The following is a 6,921-nucleotide window of genomic DNA, read 5'->3' as shown; positions in this document are numbered from 1 at the left end:
ACACACTCGCGACAAGAGCAACCACGACGGTCGAGACGACCCCGACCCGACGCTTCCTGGCGGCGGTACTCATGCGTTCCCCTGTTCGACGACGACCCGCGGGTCGTCGTCCCTCTGCTCTGCGGTGGTGTCGGTCCGTTCACCCGGGGCTGCCGGGGCGTCGAGCAGGACGAGGTCGTCCTCCGAGACGAGCTGCGTCGAGAGTGCGTGCTCGACGAGCCGGGCCTTGCGGTTGGTCGCGAGCTTTCCGACGCCACCGTGCAGGCCACGCGTTCCCGCGTCGGCGAGCTTCTGGCAGACGTTGTCGAGCTTGCGGTTGAAACGGGTCAGGGTCCAGCCGAGTCTCTCGGCGGCCGCGGCGGAGGAGGGTATCTGGCTCGTACCCGCTTCCCGCCTCCGCAGGAACGGCTCGCACAGCGCGACGACGAGCAGCTTCTGGTCCGGCGTGAACGACACTCGCCCCACCGTGGCGGCACCGACCTCGTCGTCACCCGGCTCGGGCGCGTCGGAGGTGACGGACTTGAACGCCGGGCTCGCCACGTGGATCTCGAAGTCGTAGGTCGTCGGGCCGGCCGTGAACCAGACGACGAGCTTTTTCATGGCGAGCGGGATCTTCGCGCCGGGGTTGAGCCAGGCCTGGAAGAGGCCCTGCTCGTCGGCGACCGTCGCCGTGAGCGTCGAGCCGGTGTTGGAGAGCCACCAGAACCCGTTCTCGAAGGAGACGACGAGGAAGGTGCGGTGCAGGTAGGGGTTGTCGTCCACCTCGACGTCGCCGCTGCGGCCGATCGTCAGGCCGGACTCGGGTGACACGGAGTGCTCCTCGCCGCAGAACACGACGGTCACCTTGCTGTGGATCACGATCAGGTCCCCTTATCCCTGTCGACACACCGGCCGGCACCCGGGTCAACGAGTGCCGCTGGTGTTTTGTTACGTAAGTCTGTGGTGGTTTGGTGCGTATGTCACGAGATTGCCTCGATGTGCGGGCATCGTCGACCGCACGCGTACTCAGGCCGGCCACCTGGTCGTGCGCTCGGTCAGGCCGCGCCCCTGCGTGCTGGCCCGCTCATCGGGCCGTCTCGCACTGCGGGTCCGCGCCCGGCGAGCCCTGGCCGGCGCGCACGACGACGACCGACGCGCACACCTGCCGGCCCTTCTGGGCCTTGACCGTGAACGAGCGGGCCGTGACCATCACGGTGCGGGAGCGGTCGCGATTGCCCACGTCGCCCGCCTTCGCCGCGTAGGACACCCGGAAGGTGTCCTTCTTCGAGGCGTTGGGGTAGCTCCAGCTGAAGGACACCCGCCCGGCGGCGGACGTCGCCTCGATGGTCGGCTTGTCGAAGACGCCGTCGCCGATCGCGCTGTCGTCGCCCGGCATCGACACGGTGGCGCTCGGTCGGGGCGGGTCCGCCGTGACCGGCGACACGGGCTCTGGGCGCAGCACGAGGAAGAGGACGAGCGCCGCGAGCACGGCGACGCTGCCGATGAGGCTCCAGAGCACCGCGGGCCGGCCGAGCACCGAGCCCGACGACGCCGGCTGCGCGACCGGGGCCTCCGGGGCGGCGCCGGCCGCCCGGCGCACGGTGGCCTCGTCGACCCCGTCGGAGTGCAGCGGCGCCGTGAGGCTCGTGACGGGGTCCGTGGCTGCCGAGGAGCGCACCGGCGCGGAGGCACCGGCGGCTGCTCCCGCCACGGCCGCCGCGCCGCCGCGGGGCCCGGCGACGGGCATCGGGGCGGGCGACCAGCGTCCGGCCGTCGCGTCCGAGCGGCGCCGCGTCGCCTCGTCGAGCGCAGCGGCGCCGACCGGCCCGGCCGCGGTCGCCGCGGGCGGGGCCGGCTGCGCGACGACGGTCTGCGGTGCCTTGATCCGGGTGCGGTCGTCGTCGTCGGCGCCCGATCCGGTCGGCGAGCCCGACGTCTGGCTGACGAGCGTCGTGTGACCCTGCTCGTCGAGCACGAGGATGGGGGTGCGCGCGAGGCGCTGCTGCTGCTCGACGGCCTGCAGGGCCCGGGCCAGCTCGAGCGCCGACGACGGCCGGTGGGTCGGGTCCTTCGCCATCGCCTGCGCGAGCAGGCGCTCGAGGCCGGTGGGCACGTCGGGCCGCCCCGTCGCCGGCGGCGGGGTGCTGCGGATGCGCGGCATGAGGGCGTATGCCGAGTTGTCGCCTCCCGGGACCTCGAACGGCGAGCGCCCCACGAGCAGCTGCCACAGGGTGGCCGCGAGGGAGTAGACGTCGGCCCGCTCGTCGCCGTTGCTCTGCCCGTAGAGCACCTCCGGGGCCGCCCACGGCACCGAGACACCGACGCCGTCGGTGCTCTCGACCTCGGCGTCGCCGTCGCGCGCGCCGCGGCCGGCGATGCCGAAGTCGGTGAGGCCCGGGGCGCCGTAGGCGCTGACGAGGACGTTGGCCGGCTTGATGTCGCGGTGCGTGATGTGCGCCCGGTGCGCCGTCTCGACCGCACTCGCGAGCTGGATGCCGGTGCGCAGCACGTCCTCGACGGAGAAGCGCTCGGCCCGGGCCCGCATCGCGAGGTTGGGCGGCGGGTAGTACTTCATGACGAGGTAGGGGCGGCCGTCGTCGGACGTGCCGGCGCGGAAGACCTGCACGATGTAGGGGTGGTCGCCGAGGGCGGCCATCGTGTCGGCCTCCTCGACGAACTGCGCGCGCAGCGCGCCGGTGAGGCCCTCGGACTTGAGCACCTTGACGGCCACCGGCATCCGGGGGCTCTGCTGCTCGTAGAGGAAGACGTCGGCGTAGCCGCCCGAGCCGAGCGGCTGGACGAACACGAGGCCCGGGATCGAGGGAGGTGCGCCCTTCTTCACGAGCGGCTCCCGTTCGTCGGTGCGCAGACGGCCATCACGGTGCGGCCTCGAAGGTGAAGGTGATCTCGTCGGCCATCGAGACGAGCGAGCCGGGCTCGAGCACCTGCTGGTCGTTGGCCCGCAGGCGCAGCGGCGCCTCCCCCGGCAGCGCGACCGTCGTGCCGTTCGTCGTGCCGAGGTCGCGCACGAGCACGTGCCAGCCCTCGAGGATGACCTCGAGGTGGTTGCGCGAGACGTCGCGCTCCGGGCTCGGCACCTTGACGACGTGCGGCCGTTCGTGCGCAGCCAGGTTCTCGCCCGGGCGCGGCGAGCGCCCGAGCAGCACGCTGCGGTCGAGCGTGACGACGTCGCCCGTCGAGAGGCGCAGCACGCCGAGCGGCGGGCGCGGCATCGTGAACGGCTCCTGCGGCGGGATGCCCGCACCGCAGACCCGGCACCGGTCGCTGTGCGGCTGCGTGGGGTGGCCGGCCGAGCACAGCACGGCGAGCACGCTCGGCCCCGAGAACGCCAGCTGCTGCGCGGCGTTCTGGGCCTCGAGCAGCGCGCTCCGGTCGACGGTGAGCTCTGCGTCGTCCTCGTCGGGCTCGGTGCCGGTGTCGATCTCGACGCCGCCGGCGGCCGGGCTCGCGGCCGGGCTAGCCGTCGGCGCCGGGGTCGTCGGTGCTGGGACCGGGGCCGCCGTCGGGGTCGTCGTCGGGGTCGTCGTCGGGGTCGCGGCAGGGGCGACGAGCGGGACGTCGAAGCTCGGCTCGCTCACCGGGGGCGGGGTCGTCGCGGGCGGCGTAGTGGCGGGCGGCGGGGGGCCGGTCGAGATGAGCGGCGTGGCCTCGGGCGCGCGCACACCCGGCGGCGGGGTGAGCGTCGGCGGCAGCAGGCTCGGCGCGGGCGGGGGCGTGTGCCGGCCCGAGAAGGTGGGCACCTCCGGCTCGGGGGCCGGGGCCGGCTCGGGCGCTGCAGGGGTGGAGGCCGGGCGCGCCCAGGGCACCGACGAGATGAGGCCGCCCTCGGGCAGCGCCGGCGCGGGGGCCGGGCCGCCGGCGGCCGACTGCCCCGGCCCGGGCACCGTCGGGGCCGCCGCAGCCGGGTCCGCGGGTGCGTTCGTCACCGGCGCCTGCGCGGTGTCGGCGACGGCCGGGATCGAGGCAGGTGCGGCGCCGGCGTGCTCGGTCTCGCCGTCAGCGCCGGCGTCGTCGTCCTGCGGCTGCGTCAGCTGGGCGAGCACGCGTCGGTGCTCGTCGGCCGCCGTGGTGTGCCCGAAGAGGTAGTCGTAGCTCGGGGCGGCCGCAGGCAGGTCGTCCGCTCCCGCCGGCTCGGGTGCAGGCCCACGTGCAGGCCCACGTGCGGGCTCGCGCGCCGGCTCGGGCGCGGGCCCACGGCCGGGCTCGGCCGCCGGGGCCGCCTGCGGGAGCGGCTCCGGGTCGACGACGGGGCGCACCGCCCACGTCGACTCGACGTCCTGGGGCGCCGGGACACGCGCGGGTCCGGGCTCCGGCGTCGGCTCCGGCATCGACTCGGGAGCAGTCACGGGCTGCGGGGCGGGCTCGGCGGCAGGCTCGGGCGTCGGGGCAGGCTCGGGCGTCGGGGCAGGCGCCGGCTCGGGCCGCGAGACCGGGTCGGGCTGCGGAGCCGCACTGGGTGCGGGGTCCGGGGCCGGGGACGGCTCGGGTGGCAGAGGCGCACTCGGCGCCGGGGTCGGCGCGGGGGCGGCCGCGGTGGGGCGCGCGACGTCGGGGACGTGGCGCGCCCAGCTGCCGTCCCAGCTCGAGCTACGGGCGCCCGTCGCCCCGGCGGCCACGTCGCCGGCCTCGCCGACCACGGCGGCGAAGGTGGGCGGGGCCGCGGGCAGCGGGTCGGCATCGCCGGCGGAGTCGGGGCTTCGGGTGCCGCCGGGGCCGCCGGGGCCGACGGCGGTGCTCGCACTCTCGGCACCGCTGACGCTTCCGGCGTCGTTCGTTCCGGCGTCGTTCGTTCCGGCGTCGTTCGTTCCGGCGTCGTTCGTTCCGGCGTCGTTCGTTCCGGCGTCGTTCGTTCCGGCGTCGTTCGTTCCGGCGTCGTTCGTTCCGGCGTCGTTCGTTGCAGTGGCGTCGCTGCTGGTGGCGTCGGTGCTGGGATCGTCCGCACCGGCATCCGACCGCGGGTCCTCCGCGCCGTCCGCGCCGTCCGCGCCGTCCCCGCCGCTCGCGCGGGTCGACCCGACCGCCACCACGGCACCACCGGCGCCGAGCGTCTGGGGCGGCACGGGCGCGTCCCGCTCGGCCTCGTCGAGCACCCGGAGCACGACCCGCTCGGGGTGCTCGGGCAGCTCGAGGTCGGTCCACACGCGGCTGCTCGTCGCGCGCACCTCGTGCTCCGTGCCGTCGGCGAGGGTGACCACCGCCGCCACCGGGCCGAAGGCGACGATGCGGGTGCGCGGCTGCCAGTGCGCGCCGACGAAGTGGTGCGCCTTGCGCATGCCCCCCGTCGTCAGCACCTCGACGACGTCGTCGAGGTCACCGCCGTCGGCGGCATCGCTCGCGCTGAGCGTGCGCTCGTCGTCCTCGTCGAGGGCGATGAGCAGGTGCATGCCGGGGCCCCCGATGTGCGTCCACCCGTCGGGGGCCCGTTCGACAACGACAGACGGGCCACTCACGTCTACGACCTGCTCTCCCCTGATGAGCCGTTCACGTTCTGGCGGGGGGTGGTGTCCTCGTCCACGTCGGAGTCGGAGTCCTGCCCCTGCACCGCGACGACGATAGCAGTGACGTTGTCGTGCCCCCCTGCCTCGACCGCCCGGCGCACCAGCGCCTCCGCGGCGGCCTCGGCGTCGGGGTGCTCGAGGAGCACGGCCTCGATCTGCTCGTGCGTCAGCTCGTTCGAGAGCCCGTCGGAGCAGATGACGAAGACCTCGCCGGGGTAGGGCGGGAAGACCCAGGTGTCGACGACGCCCATCGGGTCGCGGCCGAGCGAGCGGGTGACGACGTTGCGACCGGGGTGCACCCGAGCCTGCTCGGGGGTCAGCAGGCCGCGCTCGACGAGCTCCCACACCTCGGAGTGGTCGGCCGTGACCTGGGTCAGGTCGCCGTCGAGCAGCCGGTAGACGCGTGAGTCGCCGATGTTGAAGACGGCCCAGTGCCGTGACCCGCCCACCGAGACGAGGGCGAGACCCGCCACGGTCGTGCCCATCCCGGTCTGCTCCGGGTGGCGGGCGGCCGAGGCGAGGATGCGCCGGTTGGCCTCGGCGACCTGGGCCACGAGGTCGCGCACCTGGATGGCCGGGCGGTCGGCCAGCTCGACGACCGTCTCGCTCGCGATGCGGCTCGCCACCTCGCCGGCGGCGTGGCCGCCCATCCCGTCGGCCACGACGAAGACGGTGCCGCGGGTGAGGGCGGCGTCCTCGTTGTGGGCCCGGACCCGCCCCACGTCGGTCACGACGCCGACGGAGAGCACGGGGTGCGCGGGGCTCATGCGTCGCCGCCGGTCCACGGCGTGACGCGCGCGGTCGTCAGCACCGCACGGATGAGCTCGTAGTCCTGCTCGGCGGTCGGGCCGCCGACGGCGCCGGTCAGCTGGACGAGGTGCGCGCCGGCCGCGCCGGCCGCGCTCCCCACCTCGGCCGCCCCGGCCTTCGGGGTCACGACGTGGAAGAGGTTGGCCTGCAGCACCGTCTCGACGTCCTCGTCGGGCCAGCTCGCGTCGCACCCGACGAAGCGTGCGTCACCGAGCTCGGCGGCATACGGCTGCGACACGCCACCACCCCGCGAGGCGGCGCGGGCGCGCACGAGCTCGAGGGAGTCCTCGAGCTGGTGGTCCGGGGCGCAGGGCTCGACGGTGACGACGACGTTCGGGGCGAAGGCGTCCGACCGGGGCAGGCGCGCCGCCATGGTGGTGCCCGGGGCGTGCGCCGGCTCCCAACCATCCGGCACCTCGAGCGCCACCGCGGGAGGTCCCGGGAAGTCGGCGCTCGGGTAGGCGAGGGTGGTCATGGGTGCTTCCTTTCGGTCGTTCCCGCGGGGGCCGGGGACGGCGCGGTCAGTCAACCACTCGAGCGAAGCGGTGTCAGATCGCTCGAGCCTAGGGTGCCCGGCGCGGTCCGGCGATGGGGAGCACTCCCCACCGGCAGG

The 6,921-nt window shown here is 75.1% G+C and carries 5 protein-coding genes; all 5 read right to left on the bottom strand.

From position 1 onward, the window contains the following. Positions 1–69: 69 nt before the first annotated feature. The 5 genes from ABD979_RS02100 to ABD979_RS02080 all read right to left on the bottom strand — a co-directional run bounded on the left by ABD979_RS02100 (position 70) and on the right by ABD979_RS02080 (position 6,783). A complete protein-coding gene (locus tag ABD979_RS02100) occupies positions 70–858 on the bottom strand; it encodes an FHA domain-containing protein (protein ID WP_425583891.1) in 789 nt (262 codons plus the stop codon). Between the two features lie 205 nt (positions 859–1,063). Continuing rightward, complete coding sequence (locus tag ABD979_RS02095; RefSeq protein ID WP_345505770.1) at positions 1,064–2,821, bottom strand: serine/threonine-protein kinase; 1,758 nt, start codon at positions 2,819–2,821, stop codon at positions 1,064–1,066. A gap of 34 nt (positions 2,822–2,855) precedes the next feature. Continuing rightward, positions 2,856–5,450 (bottom strand): FHA domain-containing protein, encoded by a 2,595-nt coding sequence (locus ABD979_RS02090; protein ID WP_345505769.1) that lies wholly within the window; start codon positions 5,448–5,450, stop codon positions 2,856–2,858. A gap of 2 nt (positions 5,451–5,452) precedes the next feature. Beyond that, positions 5,453–6,265 carry a PP2C family protein-serine/threonine phosphatase gene (locus ABD979_RS02085; protein ID WP_345505768.1) on the bottom strand — a complete coding sequence of 271 codons (813 nt, stop codon included), beginning with the start codon at positions 6,263–6,265 and terminating at the stop codon, positions 5,453–5,455. After that, positions 6,262–6,783: a hypothetical protein gene (locus ABD979_RS02080; RefSeq protein ID WP_345505767.1), complete on the bottom strand. Its 522-nt coding sequence runs from the start codon at positions 6,781–6,783 to the stop codon at positions 6,262–6,264. Before ABD979_RS02080 ends, ABD979_RS02085 begins: the two co-directional genes overlap by 4 nt. Positions 6,784–6,921: the final 138 nt, after the last annotated feature.

The organism is Terrabacter aeriphilus (genome assembly GCF_039542985.1).
GTDB classification, from domain to species: Bacteria; Actinomycetota; Actinomycetes; order Actinomycetales; family Dermatophilaceae; genus Terrabacter; species Terrabacter aeriphilus.
Note: the sequence above shows the minus strand (reverse complement) of the source record. Positions and strands in the feature narration are given on the sequence as shown.